Origin of the sequence: Streptomyces sp. NPDC050448 (assembly GCF_040655295.1) — a bacterium.
GTDB lineage: Bacteria > Actinomycetota > Actinomycetes > Streptomycetales > Streptomycetaceae > Streptomyces.
The window spans coordinates 362,528-379,720 of the sequence record NZ_JBFAJR010000003.1; the positions used below are offsets into that span (position 1 = coordinate 362,528).

Annotated in this window: 14 protein-coding genes and 1 tRNA gene; 9 read left to right on the plus strand and 6 right to left on the minus strand. The window is 71.7% G+C overall.

Annotation, left to right across the window (positions count from 1 at the left end; genetic code table 11):
• Positions 1-8: 8 nt before the first annotated feature.
• From paaD to AB0I68_RS06650, 3 genes are all read left to right on the plus strand, one after another.
• Positions 9-494 carry a 1,2-phenylacetyl-CoA epoxidase subunit PaaD gene (gene paaD, locus AB0I68_RS06640; RefSeq protein WP_363176118.1) on the plus strand — a complete coding sequence of 162 codons (486 nt, stop codon included), beginning with the start codon at positions 9-11 and terminating at the stop codon, positions 492-494.
• Entirely contained in the window at positions 495-1,622 is a 1,128-nt protein-coding gene (locus AB0I68_RS06645) for a 2Fe-2S iron-sulfur cluster-binding protein (protein WP_363176091.1), read from the plus strand. It abuts the gene before it with no gap.
• 101 nt (positions 1,623-1,723) lie between these two features.
• The gene (locus tag AB0I68_RS06650) at positions 1,724-2,866 is read left to right on the plus strand and encodes an acyl-CoA dehydrogenase family protein (RefSeq protein ID WP_363176092.1); all 1,143 of its coding nucleotides are present in this window, start codon (positions 1,724-1,726) and stop codon (positions 2,864-2,866) included.
• An 18-nt stretch (positions 2,867-2,884) separates the two neighbouring features.
• On the opposite strand, the gene AB0I68_RS06655 is transcribed toward AB0I68_RS06650, so the two are convergent.
• From AB0I68_RS06655 to AB0I68_RS06680, 6 genes are all read right to left on the minus strand, one after another.
• The gene (locus AB0I68_RS06655; protein ID WP_363176093.1) at positions 2,885-3,229 is read right to left on the minus strand and encodes a rhodanese-like domain-containing protein; all 345 of its coding nucleotides are present in this window, start codon (positions 3,227-3,229) and stop codon (positions 2,885-2,887) included.
• A 100-nt stretch (positions 3,230-3,329) separates the two neighbouring features.
• Entirely contained in the window at positions 3,330-4,142 is an 813-nt protein-coding gene (locus AB0I68_RS06660; RefSeq protein WP_363176094.1) for a J domain-containing protein, read from the minus strand.
• Between the two features lie 297 nt (positions 4,143-4,439).
• Positions 4,440-5,900: a DUF2252 domain-containing protein gene (locus AB0I68_RS06665; protein ID WP_363176095.1), complete on the minus strand. Its 1,461-nt coding sequence runs from the start codon at positions 5,898-5,900 to the stop codon at positions 4,440-4,442.
• Positions 5,901-5,967: 67 nt separating this feature from the next.
• On the minus strand, positions 5,968-6,615 hold the full coding sequence (locus tag AB0I68_RS06670; RefSeq protein ID WP_363176119.1) for a response regulator transcription factor: 648 nt from the start codon (positions 6,613-6,615) through the stop codon (positions 5,968-5,970).
• Positions 6,616-6,635: 20 nt separating this feature from the next.
• Positions 6,636-8,297, minus strand: a complete 1,662-nt coding sequence (locus AB0I68_RS06675; protein ID WP_363176120.1) for a histidine kinase — start codon at positions 8,295-8,297, stop codon at positions 6,636-6,638.
• 263 nt (positions 8,298-8,560) lie between these two features.
• Positions 8,561-8,643: transfer RNA gene (locus AB0I68_RS06680), tRNA-Leu, on the minus strand.
• A 292-nt stretch (positions 8,644-8,935) separates the two neighbouring features.
• Here AB0I68_RS06680 and AB0I68_RS06685 point away from each other — a divergent pair.
• The 6 genes from AB0I68_RS06685 (at position 8,936) to pknB (ending at position 17,034) form a co-directional block, all read left to right on the plus strand.
• Entirely contained in the window at positions 8,936-9,751 is an 816-nt protein-coding gene (locus tag AB0I68_RS06685; RefSeq protein WP_363176097.1) for a DUF3662 and FHA domain-containing protein, read from the plus strand.
• Positions 9,752-9,761: 10 nt separating this feature from the next.
• Positions 9,762-10,265, plus strand: a complete 504-nt coding sequence (locus AB0I68_RS06690) for an FHA domain-containing protein (protein ID WP_363176098.1) — start codon at positions 9,762-9,764, stop codon at positions 10,263-10,265.
• A 144-nt stretch (positions 10,266-10,409) separates the two neighbouring features.
• Positions 10,410-11,873 (plus strand): Stp1/IreP family PP2C-type Ser/Thr phosphatase, encoded by a 1,464-nt coding sequence (locus AB0I68_RS06695; RefSeq protein ID WP_363176100.1) that lies wholly within the window; start codon positions 10,410-10,412, stop codon positions 11,871-11,873.
• Between the two features lie 34 nt (positions 11,874-11,907).
• The gene (locus AB0I68_RS06700; RefSeq protein ID WP_363176101.1) at positions 11,908-13,332 is read left to right on the plus strand and encodes an FtsW/RodA/SpoVE family cell cycle protein; all 1,425 of its coding nucleotides are present in this window, start codon (positions 11,908-11,910) and stop codon (positions 13,330-13,332) included.
• Positions 13,329-14,798 (plus strand): penicillin-binding protein 2, encoded by a 1,470-nt coding sequence (locus AB0I68_RS06705; RefSeq protein ID WP_363176102.1) that lies wholly within the window; start codon positions 13,329-13,331, stop codon positions 14,796-14,798. Before AB0I68_RS06700 ends, AB0I68_RS06705 begins: the two co-directional genes overlap by 4 nt.
• A 214-nt stretch (positions 14,799-15,012) precedes the next feature.
• Positions 15,013-17,034, plus strand: a complete 2,022-nt coding sequence (pknB, locus tag AB0I68_RS06710; protein WP_363176103.1) for a Stk1 family PASTA domain-containing Ser/Thr kinase — start codon at positions 15,013-15,015, stop codon at positions 17,032-17,034.
• Positions 17,035-17,193: the final 159 nt, after the last annotated feature.

Below are 17,193 nucleotides of genomic sequence, written 5' to 3' on the forward strand. Positions count from 1 at the left end.
CCGAGGCCATGACCCGCCTGGAGGCCGAGCTGGCCGAGGTCGCCGGCTCCGTGCCCGACCCCGAGCTGCCCGTGCTCACCCTCGCCGAGCTCGGCGTGATGCGCGGCGTGCGGATGCACGAGGACGGCCACGTCGAGGTCACCCTCACCCCGACCTACACCGGCTGCCCCGCCATCGAGGCCATGTCCGCCGACATCGAGCGGGTCCTGACCGGCCACGGCATTCCGGACGTGCGGGTGCGCACCGTCCTCGCCCCGGCCTGGTCGACCGACGACATCAGCGCCGAGGGCCGGCGCAAGCTCGCCGAGTTCGGCATCGCCCCGCCGCGCCCGCACGCGGCCGGCGGGCCGGTCCCGCTCACCCTCTCGGTCCGCTGCCCGAACTGCGGATCGACCGACACCGAACTGCTCAGCCGGTTCTCCTCCACCGCATGCAAGGCGCTGCGCCGCTGCACCGCCTGCCGTGAACCGTTCGACCACTTCAAGGAGCTGTAGATGGCCGCGTCCACGCCGTCGCCCACGTCGGGCTCCGGGCGCCCCGCGCGCCACGGCGCCTTCCACCCGCTGACGGTGGCGGCGGTCGACCGGCTCACCGACGACTCCGTGGCGCTGACCCTGCGCGTCCCCGCGGAGCTGTGCGGCGAGTACCTGCACGCCCCCGGCCAGCACCTCACGCTGCGCCGCGTCACCCCCGAGGGCGAAGAGATCCGCCGTACGTACTCGATCTGCTCCCCCGCCCCGGACCCCGCGGGCTCCGGCCCGGCGGCGCTGCGGGTGGGCGTGCGGCTGGTGGAGGGCGGCGAGTTCTCCACGTTCGCCCACAAGGAGATCGCCGCCGGGGACGTGCTGGACGTGATGGTTCCGGCCGGGCGGTTCGTCCTGGAGCCGGCCGCCGCTCCGGCCGCCGGGCACTACGCGGCGATCGTCGGCGGCAGCGGGATCACCCCGGTGCTGTCGATCGCCGCCTCGCTGCTGGCGGCGCGGCCCGACGCCCGGTTCTGCCTGGTCCGCAGCGACCGCACCGCGGCGTCGACGATGTTCCTGGACGAGGTCGCCGACCTCAAGGACCGCTTCCCCGACCGGTTCCAGCTGGTGACGGTCCTGTCCCGGGAGGAGCAGGAGGCCGGGCTGCCGTCCGGCCGCCTCGACGAGGAGCGGCTGAAGGCCCTGCTGCCCGCCCTGCTGCCGGTCGCGGACGTGACGGGGTGGTTCCTGTGCGGCCCGTACGGGCTGGTCGTGGGCGCGGAGCGGGCACTGGGCACGCTCGGCGTCGTCCGGACCCGGATCCACGAGGAGATCTTCCACGTCGAGGACACAGCGCCGCCGGCCCCCGCCGCGGCCCTTTCCGACGTACGGGTCACGGCCCGCCTCGACGGGCGCTCCGGGACCTGGCCGGTCCGCGACGGGGAGTCCCTGCTGGACGCCGTGCTGCGCAACCGCGCGGACGCCCCGTACGCCTGCAAGGGCGGGGTGTGCGGCACCTGCCGGGCGTTCCTGGTCACGGGGGAGGTCCGGATGGACCGGAACTTCGCGCTGGAGTCGGAGGAGACGGAGGCCGGATTCGTGCTGGCCTGCCAGTCGCACGCGGTGACCGAGGAAGTGGAGATCGACTTCGACCGCTGAGGCCGCACTCCTGTGCTTCTTCAAGAACCTGTTCTATCTTGACGCACCGTCAGGCCCGGACCGGGCCTGACCGGGATCCGGTGCGCACGGGAGGACAGGCAGTGGACTTCACCTTCACCGAGGAGCAGCAGGCCGCCGTCGAGGCGGCGAAGGCCGTCTTCGCGGACGTCGCCCCGGACGGCGTGCCCAGCCCCGCGCTGACCCCGGGGGCCGTCGCCGAGGACTTCGACCGGCCGCTGTGGGCCAAGCTCGCCGCGTCCGACCTGCTGAGCCTGGTCCTCGCCGAGGAGCACGGCGGCGCGGGCCTCGACGCGATCGCCCTGTGCCTGGTGCTGCGCGAGGCGGCGAAGGTGCTGGCCCGGGTTCCCCTGCTGGAGCACTGCGCCACCGCCATGGCCGTCCAGGCCCACGGCAGCCCCGAACTGGCCTCCGCCCTGCTGCCCGGCGCCGGGCGCGGGACGCTCGTCCTCACCTCGGCCGCCCACGGCCGCAGCGGCCACGATCCCGCGGAACTCGCCGTCACCGCCCGCCGCGAGGGCACTCAGTGGACCCTCGACGGCCTCCAGACGGCCGTCCCGTGGGCGCACGGCGCCGACTGGATCGCCGTACCGGCCCACACCGGCGAGGGCGAGGCCGTCCTCGCGCTCGTCCCGCGCACCGCCGAGGGCCTCACCCTGGCCGACCAGGTCTCCACCAGCGGGGAACGGCTCGCCGAACTCGCCCTGGACGGCGTACGGGTGCCCGCGACGCATCTCATCGACACCCCGGGCGCCTGGGAGCGGCTCCGCCAGCTCCTCGCCACCGGGACCTGCGCCCTGGCCCTCGGGCTCGGCACGGGAGTCCTCGCCATGACCAGCCAATACACCGGCAAGCGCGAGCAGTTCGGCTTCCCGGTGGCCACCTTCCAGGCCGTCGCCGTCCAGGCCGCCGACCGCTACATCGACCTGCGCGCCATGGAGGTCACCCTGTGGCAGGCCGCCTGGCGGCTCGACGCGGCGACCGGCGGAGCCGGCGGCCCGCTGCCGAGCGCCGGGGACGTCGCCGTCGCCAAGATCTGGGCCTCGGATGGGGTACGCCGGGTCGTGCAGACGGCACAGCACCTGCACGGCGGCTTCGGCGCCGACACCGACTACCCGCTGCACCGCTACCACGCGTGGGCCAAGCAGCTGGAGCTCCAGCTCGGCCCGGCCGCGGCGCACGAGGAGGCCCTGGGCGACCTGCTGGCCGCCCACCCCCTCGCGTGACGGCCGGCTAGAGCTCGGCTAGAGCACGAAGGCCGGGCTCCCGTTGTCCGTCACCATGGGGCGCCCGGCGCTCTCCCACGCCTGCATCCCGCCGTCGACGTTCACGGCGTCGATCTCCTGGCGCACCAGGTACTGGGTGACCTGCGCGGAACGCCCGCCGACCCGGCACATCACGTGCACCCGGCGGCCGTCCTCGACGGCCTCCGTCAGCTCACCGAAGCGGGCCACGAAGTCGCTCATCGGGATGTGCAGGGCGCCTGCCACGTGTCCGGCAGCCCATTCGTCGTCCTCGCGGACGTCAAGGACAAAGCCTTCGGAGGGCACCGCGGCGGCGTCCACCGAGGGAAGCGGTCCGAAGTTCATACGTCGCCTTCTCTCATCGCAGATCTGAATTCCAACCTATCGGACGCCGCCCGACCACCCCGGTGGACGCCGCCCGGCCCTGCATCACGCTCCGCCGGGATCACGGAGCGGCGAGCTCCGCCAGCTCCGACTCCCGCTCGGACACCTGGGCGAGCAGCTGCTCCGCGATCTCCTCCAGCAGCCGGTCCGGATCCTCCGGCGCCATCCGCAGCATCGACCCGATCGCGCTGTCCTCCAGCTCCCGCGCCAACGCCGACAGCAGCTCCTTGCGCCGCGCCAGCCACTCCAGCCGGGCGTACAGCTCCTCGCTCTCGTTCAGCTGCCGCACGGCCTCCGGCACGGGACCCGCCGCCCACTCCTCGGCCAGCTCGCGCAGCGCCTGCTCCTCGCCCCGCGCGTACGCGGCGTTGACCCGCGCGATGAACGCATCGCGCCGCTCCCGCTCGGCTTCGTCCCGGGCGAGATCCGGGTGCGCCTGACGGACCAGCTCGCGGTAGAGCCGGCGTACCTCCTCCGTCGGCCGCACCCGCTCCGGAGGCCGCACCGGCCGGTCGGTGAGCATCGCGGACGCGTCGTCGGAGATGCCCTGCGAACCCATCCAGTCGTGGAACAGCTCGTCCACCCCGGGCATCGGCATCACCAGCGAGCGGGCGTCCCGGGCCCGTCGCAGATCCTCGGCATCACCGCTGCGCGCCGCCTTCGCCTCGGCGATCAGCGCATCCAGCTCGTCGAGCCGGGAGTACATCGGCCCGAGCTTCTGGTGGTGCAGCCGGGAGAAGTTCTCCACCTCCACCCGGAAGGTCTCCACTGCGATCTCGAACTCGATCAGCGCCTGCTCGGCGGCCCGCACGGCCCGCTCCAGGCGCGCCTCGGGACGCTCGTCGCCGGTCTCTTCAGTCTGCTGCTCGCTCACCCGGCCAGCCTAAGGCCGGTCCGCCCCGGTCCACGTTTCACGTGAAACATCGACCCGGGACCGTGACCCGGGGCCCTGACCCGGGACCGTGACCCGGGACCGTGACCCGGGACCGTGACCCGGGACCGTGACCCGGGACCGTGACCCGGGGCCCTGACCCGGGACCGTGACCCGGGACCGTGACCCGGGGCCCTGACCCGGGACCGTGACCCGGGACCGTGACCCGGGACCGTGACCCGGGGCCGTGACCCGGGGCCCTGACCCACGTACGGACCCCCGGCCCCGGACCCTGACCGCTCAGACCCCGGCCTCCGCCGCGATCCGCCCGGACCGCACGGCCGCCACCAGGTGCGCGTGGTCGGCCTCGCTCCGGTCGGCGTACGCCACCGCGAACGTGGCCATCGCCTCGTCCAGCTCGTCGTTCTTGCCGCAGTACCCGGCCAGCAGCCGCGGATCGGCGCTGTGCGCGTGCGCGCGGGCCAGCAGGGCACCGGTCATGCGCCCGTAGTCGTCGATCTGGTCGGCGGCCAGCGCCGCCGGGTCCACGCTGCCCTTGCGGTTGCGGAACTGCCGCACCTGGTACGGCCGCCCCTCCACCGTGGTCCAGCCCAGCAGGATGTCGGAGACCACCTGCATCCGCTTCTGCCCGGCCACCACCCGGCGGCCCTCGTGCTCCTCGACCGGGGACGCGAAGCCCAGCGCGGGCAGGTGCGGCAGCAGCACGGACGGCCGCGCCTCCTTGACCTGGAGCACCAGCGGCTCGCCCCGGTGGTCCAGCAGCAGCACCACGTACGAGCGGGTGCCGACGCTCCCGGTGCCCACGACCCGGAAGGCCACGTCGTGGATCGCGTACCGGGCCAGCAGCGGCAGCCGGTCCCCCTGGAGGGTCTTCAGGTACGGGCCCAGCGAGGCCGCCACGGCCGCCGCCTCCGCGTCGCCGACCCGGCGCAGCACCGGCAGGGCGTCGACGAAGTGCCGGCCGCCGTCGGGTCCGGCCTCGGTGGACTTGGCGGCGAACCGCGCCGAGGTGTTGTTGCGGGCCTTCTCCGAGACCCGCTCCAGCGTGCCCAGCAGGTCCCGGGCGTCGGTGTGCGAGACGAGCTCCTCGTCCGCGATGGCGTTCCAGGCGTCCAGCGCCGGCAGCTTGGCCAGCAGCCGCATGGTCCGGCGGTACGCGCCCACCGCGTCGTGCGCCGCGGCCCGGCAGGTGTCCTCGTCCGCGCCGGCCACCCGCCCGGCCAGGACCAGCGAGGTCGCCAGCCGCTTCACGTCCCACTCCCACGGGCCGAACACCGTCTCGTCGAAGTCGTTCAGGTCGATGACGAGCCGGCCGCGGGCATCCCCGTACAGACCGAAATTCGCCGCATGGGCATCGCCGCATATCTGCGCGCCGACCCCGGTCACCGGGCCGCCGGACAGGTCGTGCGCCATCAGCCCGGCCGATCCGCGCAGGAACGCGAAGGGGTTCGCCGCCATCCGGCCCACCCGGATCGGCGCCAGCTCTGCGACCCGCCCGACGTTGGACTCCTCCACGGCCTGCACCGCGTCCGGCCGCCCGGCCGGCGCCTCGAAGTGCGCGTGCGCCGAGCGCGGCACCCGCGTGCGCAGCGCCTTGCCGGCCGCCTTGGGCGAGCCCGCCACGACCCGCGCCGCAAACCCCTCGACGGCGGGTATCCGCCCGCCGCGCGGCGCCTCGTCCGTCGTACCGCTCGTCGTCCCGTCCGGCTCCGCAACCCGCTGCCCCGGTACCGCCACCATCTGCGCCGCCCCCACCCGTACCCGTCGTACTGTCCCGGCCAACATCATCAATGCGGCACGACCGTATCTACAGCCCGGCGTCCCTGGCCAGCAGGGCGGCCTGAACCCGGTTCTCGCAGCCCAGCTTCGACAGGATCCGGCTCACGTACGTCTTCACCGTGGCCTCGCTCATGTGCAGCCGCCGGCCCGCGTCCGCGTTGGACAGCCCCTCGCCCAGCAGCGCCAGCACCCCGCGCTCGCGCTCGCTCAGCTCCGCCACCCGCCGCCGGGCCTCCTCGCCGCGCCCCGCGGCCTGCCCCGAGGCCAGCTGGTCGACCACGTGCCGGGTGGCCCCCGGCGAGAGGTACGCGTCCCCGGCCGCGGCCGCCCGCACCGCGCCGATCAGCTCGCCCGGCGCGGAATCCTTCAGCAGGAACCCCGCGCCGCCCGAGCCGAGCGCCCGCAGCACGTTCTCCCTCTCCCCGAAGGTGGTCAGGATCAGTGCCCGGACCTCCGGGGCCGCCCGCCCCAGCTCGCCGAGCGCGGTCAGCCCGTCCATCACCGGCATCTGGATGTCCAGCAGCATCACGTCAGGCGTGTGCGCGCGGGCCAGGTCCACGGCCTCGCGGCCGTTCGCCGCCTCCGCGACGACCTCGATGTCCGGAGCCGAGGTCAGGATCATCCTGATCCCGGCCCTGATCAGCGGCTCGTCGTCAGCGATCACCACTCGGATCACCTTGGCTGTCACCCGCGCTCCTACTGCTCGACCTCGTACGCCTGCTTGTCGACGAGCTTGCCGCCCTTGAAGCAGAACCGGAAAACGGTATCGGTGGCCAGCCCGGAGTCCTCCGACGACAGCAGCGCCAGACACCGCGTGCCCTCCGGCCGCTCCGGCCCCTTCCGGTCCAGTCCCGTGGTGAGGAAGCTCTCGCCGTCGGGCAGCCGGTTGCGGACCGCCTCCTCCGACTCGCCCACCCGCACCTTGTCGTAGTCGTCCCGGCTGATCATCGCGTTGCCCGCGGAGCCCATCAGCAGCACCATCCCGGCCCCGGCCATGATCACCAGCAGCACCACCGCCGCGAAGACGATCCCGCAGCCCATCGCAACGCCCCCGGTCCGGCTGCGCCTGCGTACGGCAAGCTCCCGGTCCACCGCCGCCCAGTCCATCGGCGGCGCCGTCGCGAGCCCCAGAGCCTGTGCCTGCTGCCCGAAGTCGTCGGCGATGTCCGCCACCCCCGCCGGCTCCGTCCCGTACGGCAGCACCCCGGCCACCCGGAACCCGTCGCCCTCGGCCGTGCCCGCGTGCACCATCCCGCCGACCAGCCGGGCCCGCTCGCGCAGCCCCGTCAGCCCCTGCCCGCCCGACACCACCTCGCCCGCGGCCGGGGCGGCCGCGGGCCCGTTGGCGATCTCCACCACCAGGGAGTCGTCCTCGTACCGCAGTTCCACCGAGATCGCTGCCCCCGGGGCGTGCTTGTACGCGTTGGTCAGCGCCTCCTGCACGATCCGGTACGCCGCGTGGTCGCACGCCGCGACCAGCGGCCTCGGCCGCCCCGACGTGGCCATCCGCACGTCGGTCCCCGCGCTCCGCGCCGCCTCGACGATCCCGGCGATCCCGGCCACCCCGCGCGCCGCGGGCCGGGGCTCCTCCACCGGCACCGGCGCCGCGACGCCGTCCCGCAGGATCCCGACGACCTCGCGCAGCTCGTGCATCGCCGTGACCGAGGCCTGCCGGAGCACCCCCACGGCCTCGCGCTGGCGGTCGGTGAGCTTCGGGTCCACTTCCAGGGCGCCGGTGTGCACGGAGATCAGCGCCAGCTGGTGGCCCAGGCTGTCGTGCATGTCCTGGGCGATCCGCTGGCGCTCCCGCAGCCGGGCCTGCCCGGCGACCATCACGCGCTCCCGCATCAGCTGCCCGTTGCGCTCCTGGAGCGCCTGCAGCAGGGTCCGGCGCTGCGACCAGTACCGGCTGGCCAGACCCGGCATCACCGTCATCGCGAGGAACATCAGCGTGGAGAACACGATCACCAGCACGGGCCGGTGGTCGGACCACGCCTGCACCACACCGAAGCCGACCGAGGCGAGGAACGCCAGGGTGAACGCGGTCAGCGCCCGGCCCACCCCGACGATCCGGCGTCCTGCCGACCAGCCCAGCAGGATCATGACCAGGAACGAGCCGGGCAGGAACGGGGACACCGCCGCCGCCACGACCAGGGTCACCGCCGGCAGGCGGCGTCGCAGCAACGTGAGCAGCACCACAGCCGCGGCGCTGCCCAGCATCCGCTGCACGCTGCCGTTGTCGAGCTCCTCCACCCCCAGGCCGAGCGGCACGAGCAGCCCGGCGAGCACCAGGTCCCCCGCAAGCATCCGCCGGGTCCACGGCTCCGGGCCCCTCAGCCAGTCCCAGCCCGCCCGCATCCTCGCCGTCGCATCCACGCGACCGACCCTAGACACCGGCACGCCCGCCCGACCGCTCTCTTTCGTCGCGCCCTCCGTGACGAAAGTCGTACGACCGAGACCGCGGCCGTTTCCGGTTGCGGCCCCCAACTCCCCGCGCACGACGTGGGATCGGCCCGCCGGCGTCCGCATGGGCGACCGCGCTCCTGATCAACTCCCCACCAGGGCACGGGAAAAGCGAAACGGCCGCCATCGCTTTCGCGATGACGACCGTTTCGTCGATGTGGGCGAGGGGGGATTTGAACCCCCACGTCCCGAAGGACACTGGCACCTGAAGCCAGCGCGTCTGCCGTTCCGCCACTCGCCCGAGCAGCACCCCAGTGGATCTTCCCTTTCGGGCCGTTCCCCTGGCGACGTCGAAAGATTAGCACGTCGGACGGGGTGGATTCACATCGCTTTCCCGACGCCCGCCGACCCGGCTCCGAATGCCCCTCCCGCACCGCACGCCCGGTGCGGGACACTGTCACCTGAGCACCCCTACGATCCCTTGTGAGGACCAACACTCCTGCGCATGGGACCCAGGGGGAACCAGCCGAATCCGCCACGCGTGGATACGATCAGTAAGCAGTACAGGGCGACAACGACGGAGGAGGTGCCCCATGGGAGTCCTGAAGCGGTTCGAGCAGCGACTCGAAGGTCTGGTGAACGGCACCTTCGCCAAGGTGTTCAAGTCCGAGGTCCAGCCCGTCGAGATCGCCGGCGCGCTCCAGCGCGAGTGCGACAACAACGCGACGATCTGGAACCGCGAGCGGACCGTTGTCCCCAACGACTTCATCGTCGAGCTCAGCACCGGCGACTACGAACGACTGAGCCCCTACTCCGGGCAGCTCGGCGACGAGCTCGCGGGCCTCGTCCGCGACTACGCCAAGCAGCAGCGCTACAGCTTCATGGGCCCGATCAAGGTCCACCTGGAGAAGGCCGACGACCTCGACACCGGGCTCTACCGGGTCCGCAGCCGTACGCTCGCCTCCAGCACCTCCCAGGCGCAGCCGCAGGCCCCCCAGAACCAGCAGGGCGGCTACGGCTACCCGCCGGTCGCCGCACCGCCCATGCCCGCCGGACCGCCCCCGGGCGCACCCGCGCGACGGCCGGGCGCCGGCGGACCGGCGGCCCCCGTACCCGCCGCAGGCGCCACCCGGCGCCACTGGATCGAGATCAACGGCACCCGCCACCAGATCTCGCGCCCCACGCTCGTACTCGGCCGAAGCACCGAAGCCGACGTGCGGATCGACGACCCCGGCGTATCGCGCCGGCACTGTGAGATCCGGACCGGAACGCCCTCGACGATCCAGGATCTCGGGTCCACCAACGGCATCGTGGTGGACGGGCAGCACACCACCCGCGCTACGCTCCGCGACGGCTCGCGGATCGTCGTGGGCAGTACCACCATCATTTATCGGCAAGCCGAAGGGTGAAGCGGGGGCAATGTCAGAGCTGACCCTGACGGTCATGCGGTTGGGTTTCCTGGCCGTTCTGTGGCTGTTCGTCATCGTGGCCGTTCAGGTCATCCGCAGCGACCTCTTCGGTACGCGCGTCACGCAGCGCGGCTCGCGCCGCGGCAGCGCCGCGCCCGGAGCGCCGGCGCAGCCGGGCCGGCAGGCCGCCGCGCCGCCGCAGCAGCGCCAGCGCCGCGGAGCGCCGACCAAGCTCGTCGTCTCCGAGGGGACCCTCACGGGCACCACGGTGGCCCTCGCCGGGCAGACGATCACGCTGGGCCGCGCCCACGACTCCACGATCGTGCTGGACGACGACTACGCCTCCAGCCGCCATGCCAGGATCTACCCCGACCGTGACGGCCAGTGGATCGTCGAGGATCTCGGGTCCACCAACGGCACGTATCTCGACCGGACCCGGCTGACCACCCCGACGCCCATTCCGCCGGGCGCCCCGATCCGCATCGGCAAGACCGTCATCGAGCTGCGGAAGTAGTACGAGAATGAGCGAGCGGAGCGAGCGAGCCGCGGTAGTCCGGCCCACCCAGGACCCGGACCCGAGCGCGCTCCCGACCGGAGGGTGGGCAGTGTGGCTCGAGACCGGTTGTACCCGGACGAAGCGTCGACTGGGCAGGTGCGCATGAGTCTGTCCCTGCGGTTCGCCGCCGGATCCCACAAGGGCATGATCCGCGAGGGCAACGAGGACTCCGGCTATGCCGGTCCCCGTCTCCTCGCCGTCGCCGACGGCATGGGCGGCCAGGCCGCCGGCGAGGTCGCCAGCTCCGAGGTGATCTCGTCTCTGGTGCAGCTCGACGACGACGTCCCGGGCTCCGACATCCTCACTTCGCTCGCCACTGCCGTGCAGCGCGCGAACGACCAACTGCGCGTCATGGTCGAGGAGGACGCCCAGCTCGAGGGCATGGGCACCACCCTGACCGCGCTCCTGTGGACCGGACAGCGCCTCGGACTCGTCCACGTCGGCGACTCCCGCGCCTACCTGCTCCGCGACGGCGTCCTCACACAGATCACCCAGGACCACACCTGGGTGCAGCGCCTCGTCGACGAGGGCCGCATCACCGAAGAGGAAGCCACCACCCACCCGCAGCGCTCCCTCCTCATGCGGGCGCTCGGCAGCGGTGACACCGTCGAGCCCGACCTCTCCGTCCGCGAGGTCCGCACCGGCGACCGCTACCTCATCTGCTCCGACGGCCTGTCCGGCGTCGTCTCCCACCAGACCCTGGAAGAGACGCTCGCCGGCTACCACGGCCCCCACGAGACCGTGCAGGCGCTGATCCAACTCGCCCTGCGCGGCGGCGGACCGGACAACATCACCTGCATCGTCGCGGACGTCCTCGACACCGACAGCGGCGACACCCTCGCCGCCCAGCTGAACGACACCCCGGTCGTCGTCGGCGCGGTCGCCGAGAACCAGCACCAGCTCTTCGACGGCGGCAACGCCATGCAGACCCCGGCGGGCCGTGCCTCCGGCCTGGGCCGCCAAGTCCCCCCGCCGGCCGGTGCCTTCGGCCCTCCCGGCAGCGGCGAGGCCCCCGGCTACGGATACCCCGACCAGAGCCAGGGCGGCGGCGCGTACGGCACCTTCGGCGAACCCGACGCGTACGATGACGACTCCCGCTACGACGACACGTACGACCACCCCCGCCGGCGCCGCGGCAAAGGGCGCAAGTGGACCACCCGGACGCTGATCCTGCTGATCGTCGCCGGTGTCGTCGGAGGCGGCCTGTACGCCGCCCAGCGCTGGACCCAGACCCAGTTCTACATCGGCGTCAAGGGCGAGCACGTCGCGCTCTTCCGCGGCATCAGCCAGAACCTCGGCCCGCTGGAGCTCTCCAAGGTGGAGACCGACCGCACCGACATCGAACTGAAGTACCTGCCGCCCTTCAAGCGCAAGCTGGTCGAGGCCACCATCACCGAAACCAGCCTCGACGGCGCCCGCCAGAAGATCGACGAACTCGGCGTCCAGGTCACCGCCTGCAAGAAGGACGAGGAACGCCGCGCCGCGGAAGCGCAGAACCCACCAGCACCCGGCCCCAGCCTGACTCCCACGGAGCAGTCGCTGGTCGGCCTCTGCGGCAAGCAGTAGTACACACCCGCGGGCACAGGGGGCCTGCCACACCATGAGCGTTGTCACCAACACGACCACCATCGGCGCCATCGAGCTGCCGAGCCGGCGGAACACCGAGCTCCTGCTGCTCGCTTTCGCCGTGGTCATCCCGATCTTCGCCTACGCCAACGTGGGCCTGTCGATCCACGGCAAGCTGCCGCCCGGCATGCTCGCGTACGGCGGCGGCCTCGCCGTCCTCGCCGGCATCGCCCACCTCGTGGTGCGCCGCTACGCGAAGTACGCGGACCCGCTGCTGCTGCCGATCGCCACGCTGCTCAACGGGCTCGGCTGCGTCCTGATCTGGCGGCTCGACCAGTCCGAGCGGCTGCAGAACCTGGCCAAGCGCACCGCCGGCCACTTCTCCGAGTCGGCCCCCCGCCAGATGATGTACACCGCGGTGGCCATCGCCCTGTTCGCGGGCGTGCTGCTGCTGCTCAAGGACCACCGCACGCTGCAGCGCTTCACGTACATCTCCATGGCGGCCTCGCTGGTCCTGCTGATCCTGCCGGTCGTCCCGGGCCTCGGCGCGGACGTCTTCGGCGCCAAGATCTGGATCAGCGTCGGCGGCTTCTCCATCCAGCCCGGTGAGTTCGCGAAGATCGTCATCGCGATCTTCTTCGCCGGCTACCTCATGGTGAAGCGCGACGCCCTCGCCCTGGCCAGCCGCCGCTTCATGGGCCTCTACCTGCCGCGCGGCCGCGACCTCGGCCCCATCCTGATGATCTGGGCGATGAGCCTGCTCGTCCTCGTCTTCGAGAACGACCTCGGCACCTCGCTGCTGTTCTTCGGCATGTTCGTGATCATGCTGTACGTAGCCACCGAGCGCACCAGCTGGATCGTCATCGGCCTGCTCATGAGCGTGGGCGGCGCCGCCGTGGTCGGCGCGACCGCCAGCCACGTCAAGGTCCGCGTCACCGCGTGGCTCGACCCCTTCGCCTGCTACACGAAGTCGGGCGCCTGTGAGCAGGTCGGCCAGTCGATCATGAGCTTCGGCTCCGGCGGGGTCCTCGGCACCGGCTGGGGGCAGGGCAATTCCGACCTCATCGGATTCGCCGCCAACTCCGACTTCATCTTCGCCACGGTCGGCGAGGAGCTCGGCCTCGCGGGCGTCATGGCCTTCCTCCTGCTCTACGGCCTGATCATCGAGCGCGGTGTGCGCACCGCCCTCGCCGCCCGCGACCCCTTCGGCAAGCTCTTCGCCATCGGCCTCTCCGGCGCCTTCGCCCTGCAGATCTTCGTGGTCGCGGGCGGCGTCATGGGCCTCATCCCCCTGACCGGCATGACCATGCCCTTCCTCGCGTCCGGCGGCTCGTCCGTCCTCGCCAACTGGGCCCTCATCGGGATCCTCATCCGGATCAGCGACACCGCACGCCGCCCCGCCCCGGCCCCGGCACCGTCCCCCGACTCCGAGATGACCCAGGTGGTCCGCCCGTCATGAACAAGCCCCTGCGCCGCATCTCGATCTTCTGCGGGCTGCTCGTCCTCGCCCTGCTGATCCGGACCAACTGGCTCCAGTACGTCCAGGCCGAGGAGCTCAGCACCCGCAAGGAGAACCGCCGGGTCCAGATCGCCCAGTACGCCACCCAGCGCGGCAACATCATCGTCGCGGGCGGGCAGGCCATCACCGGCTCCGACACCACGGACGGCAGCGACTACAAGTACAAGCGGACCTACACCGCCGGCCCGCTCTGGGCACCGGTGACCGGGTACGCCTCCCAGGCCTTCGGCTCCACCCAGCTCGAGTCCCTCGAGGACAAGATCCTCACCGGCAACGACGACCGGCTGTTCTTCGACCGCACGATCGGCATGTTCACCGGCGAGAAGAAGGCCGGCGGCAACGTCGTCACCACGCTGATGCCGGACGTCCAGAAGGCCGCCTACGACAAGCTCGGCGACAAGACGGGCGCCGTCGCGGCGATCGACCCGCGCACCGGAGCCATCCTGGCCCTGGTCAGCACCCCCTCGTACGACCCGTCCCTCTTCGCCGGCAACTCCAAGACCGACGAGAAGAACTGGGTCGAGCTGAAGGACAGCCCGGAGAAGAAGCTGGTCAACCGCGCCCTGCGCGAGACCTACCCGCCCGGCTCGACCTTCAAGGTCGTCACCGCCGCTGCCGCCCTCGAGCACGGCGTCGTCACCGACATCAACGCGCCGACGGACACCCCCGAGCCGTTCCTGCTGCCGACGACCAAGACCCCGATGGTCAACCACGCCAAGGGCTGCGAGAAGGCGACCCTCCTCTTCGCGCTGCAGGTGTCCTGCAACTCCGTCTTCGCCAACGTCGCCGACAAGGTGACGAAGGACAAGATGCTGGAGACCGCGCAGAAGTTCGGCTTCAACAACGACAAGATCGACACCCCGGTCCGGGCGTTCGCCAGCGTCTACGACAAGAACATGGACCGGCCGAGCAACTCGCTCTCCGCGATCGGCCAGTACAACACCGCCGCCACCCCGCTCCAGATGGCGATGGTCGCCGCGGCCGTCGCCAACGACGGCAAGCTGATGAAGCCGTACATGGTCGACCAGCTCACCGCCCCGAACCTCGACGTCATCGAGAAGCACGAGCCGCAGGAGATGAGCCGCCCGCTCTCCCCCGCCAACGCGCAGAAGCTCCAGCAGATGATGGTCAACGTCGTCGAGAACGAGAACGGCACCGGCGGCAAGGCGAAGATCCCGGGCGTCACCGTCGGCGGCAAGACCGGCACCGCACAGCACGGCGAGAAGAACGCCAAGCGCCCCTACGCCTGGTTCATCTCCTACGCCAAGACCGACAAGGGCTCCCCGGTCGCCGTCGCCGTCGTCATCGAGGACAGCGACGCCGACCGCGAGGACATCAGCGGTGGCGGCCTCGCGGCACCCGTCGCGAAGGCCGTCATGGAAGCCGTCCTGAAGAACCAGGGCTGACGGGGGAACGCAAAGGCCGACAGGGGCGAAAGAGCCGTATCGGGGGTGATCCACATCACTGTTCCCGCCCGGATCCGAGCGTACGGTACCGGTCCGGTATCAGCCTGTGGTCACGAACCGATCACCGACGATCGGCCGGTAGCCTTTGCGCGAACAGCACACCGCCGGACCACACACGGGTGCGGTCGGGACTGACGGAGAGGGCTGCAACGTTATGGAAGAGCCGCGTCGCCTCGGCGGCCGGTACGAGCTGAGCCACGTGCTCGGCCGCGGTGGCATGGCCGAGGTATACCTCGCCCACGACACCCGGCTCGGCCGTACCGTCGCCGTCAAGACCCTGCGCGCCGATCTCGCCCGCGACCCGTCCTTCCAGGCCCGGTTCCGGCGCGAGGCCCAGTCGGCCGCGTCGCTCAACCACCCGGCGATCGTCGCGGTCTACGACACCGGCGAGGACTACGTCGACAACATCTCCATCCCGTACATCGTGATGGAGTACGTCGACGGTTCCACCCTGCGCGAGCTCCTGCACTCCGGCCGCAAGCTGCTGCCCGAGCGCACGCTGGAAATGACCATCGGCATCCTCCAGGCCCTCGAGTACTCGCACCGCGCCGGCATCGTCCACCGCGACATCAAGCCCGCCAACGTCATGCTCACCCGCAGCGGCCAGGTCAAGGTCATGGACTTCGGCATCGCCCGCGCCATGGGCGACTCCGGCATGACCATGACGCAGACCGCGGCCGTCATCGGCACCGCCCAGTACCTCTCCCCGGAGCAGGCGAAGGGCGAGCAGGTCGACGCCCGCTCCGACCTCTACTCCGCGGGCTGCCTGCTGTACGAACTCCTCAGCGTCCGGCCGCCGTTCATCGGCGACTCCCCGGTCGCCGTCGCGTACCAGCACGTGCGCGAGGAACCCCAGCCGCCGTCGAACTTCGACCCCGAGATCACGCCCGAGATGGACGCGATCGTGTTGAAGGCGCTGGTCAAGGACCCCGACTACCGCTACCAGTCCGCCGACGAGATGCGCGCCGACATCGAGGCCTGCCTCGAGGGCCAGCCCGTCGCCGCCGCCGCGGCCATGGGCACGCCCGGCTACGGCTACCCCGACCAGGGCCACGGCTACGGACACCAGGGCTACGACCAGCCCACCACCGCCCTGCGCGCCGCCGACTCCGGCCAGACCTCCATGCTCCCGCCGATGCCCCCGGGCGACGGCGGCTACGGCTACGGGGACCAGGGCCAGGGCGGCTACGACCAGGGCCACGGCCGCCGCCAGAAGAAGAGCAAGGCCTCGACGATCCTGCTCGTCACGGCCGGCATCCTCGTCCTGGTCGGCGCCATCCTCATCGGCCGCTCCCTCTTCAGCGGTGGCGCCGACAACCGGCCCAGCGTGCCCAAGCTCATCGGCGAGACCTTCGAGCAGGCGCAGAAGACGGGTGACAACGTCGGCCTCAAGGTCGAGAAGGAAGCCGACGAGGCCTGCGACAACCAGCCCAAGGGCAACGTCTGCTCGCAGAACCCGGCGCCCGACACCAAGGTCGACAAGGGCTTCACGGTCAAGGTCAAGGTCTCCTCGGGCGCACCGGACGTGGCCGTGCCCGACGTCCTCAACGTGAAGTTCGAGGACGCGGAGAAGGCGCTCAAGGACAAGGGCTTCGCGGTCGAGAAGAAGACCCAGGAGTCCGACCGGACCGCCGGCACCGTCCTGGACCAGACCCCGAAGAGCGGCGGCAAGGCCCCGAAGGGCTCGACCGTCACGCTGACCGTCGCCAAGGAGCCGTCGAAGTCCGATATGCCGGACCTCATCGGAAAGACCAGGGAGCAGGCCGTCAAGCTGCTGAGCGACGCCAAGCTCAAGCTCGGCAGCCAGACGGAGGTCGACTCCCCGGGTGCCCCGCCGAGGACGGTCGTCCAGCAGCAGTACCAGCCGGGCGAGCAGCTCGCCGTGGGCACGACGGTCAACATCCAGATCGCCAAGGCCGGGCAGCAGACCCAGGTCCCGCAGCTGATCACCAGGACCGTCGCCCAGGCCAAGCAGGAACTCGCGAGCCGGGGCCTGAGCCTCCAGGTCATCGCGGGTCCGACGGACGACAAGGCGATCGTCATGGTCACCGATCCCCCGGCGGGCACCCCCGTGGAAGCGGGCAGGGTCATCAACGTCCAGACGATCGCCGGCCAGCCGGACGGCGGCAACAACGGCGGGACGCTCTTCGGCGGCCTGACGGGCGGACGGCGCTAGCCGGCGGCCTTCCGGGACTCCGGGACGCGGAGACACGCAAAAGCCCCTGTGGGCGGCCTCAGAGGGCCGGTTCTACTGATCCCCGCAACACCCTGGAGTTCAGGGAGTTGCGGGGATCATGGGTTTTGAGGTGCTGAAGGCGAGGTTCTTCGAGGCGCT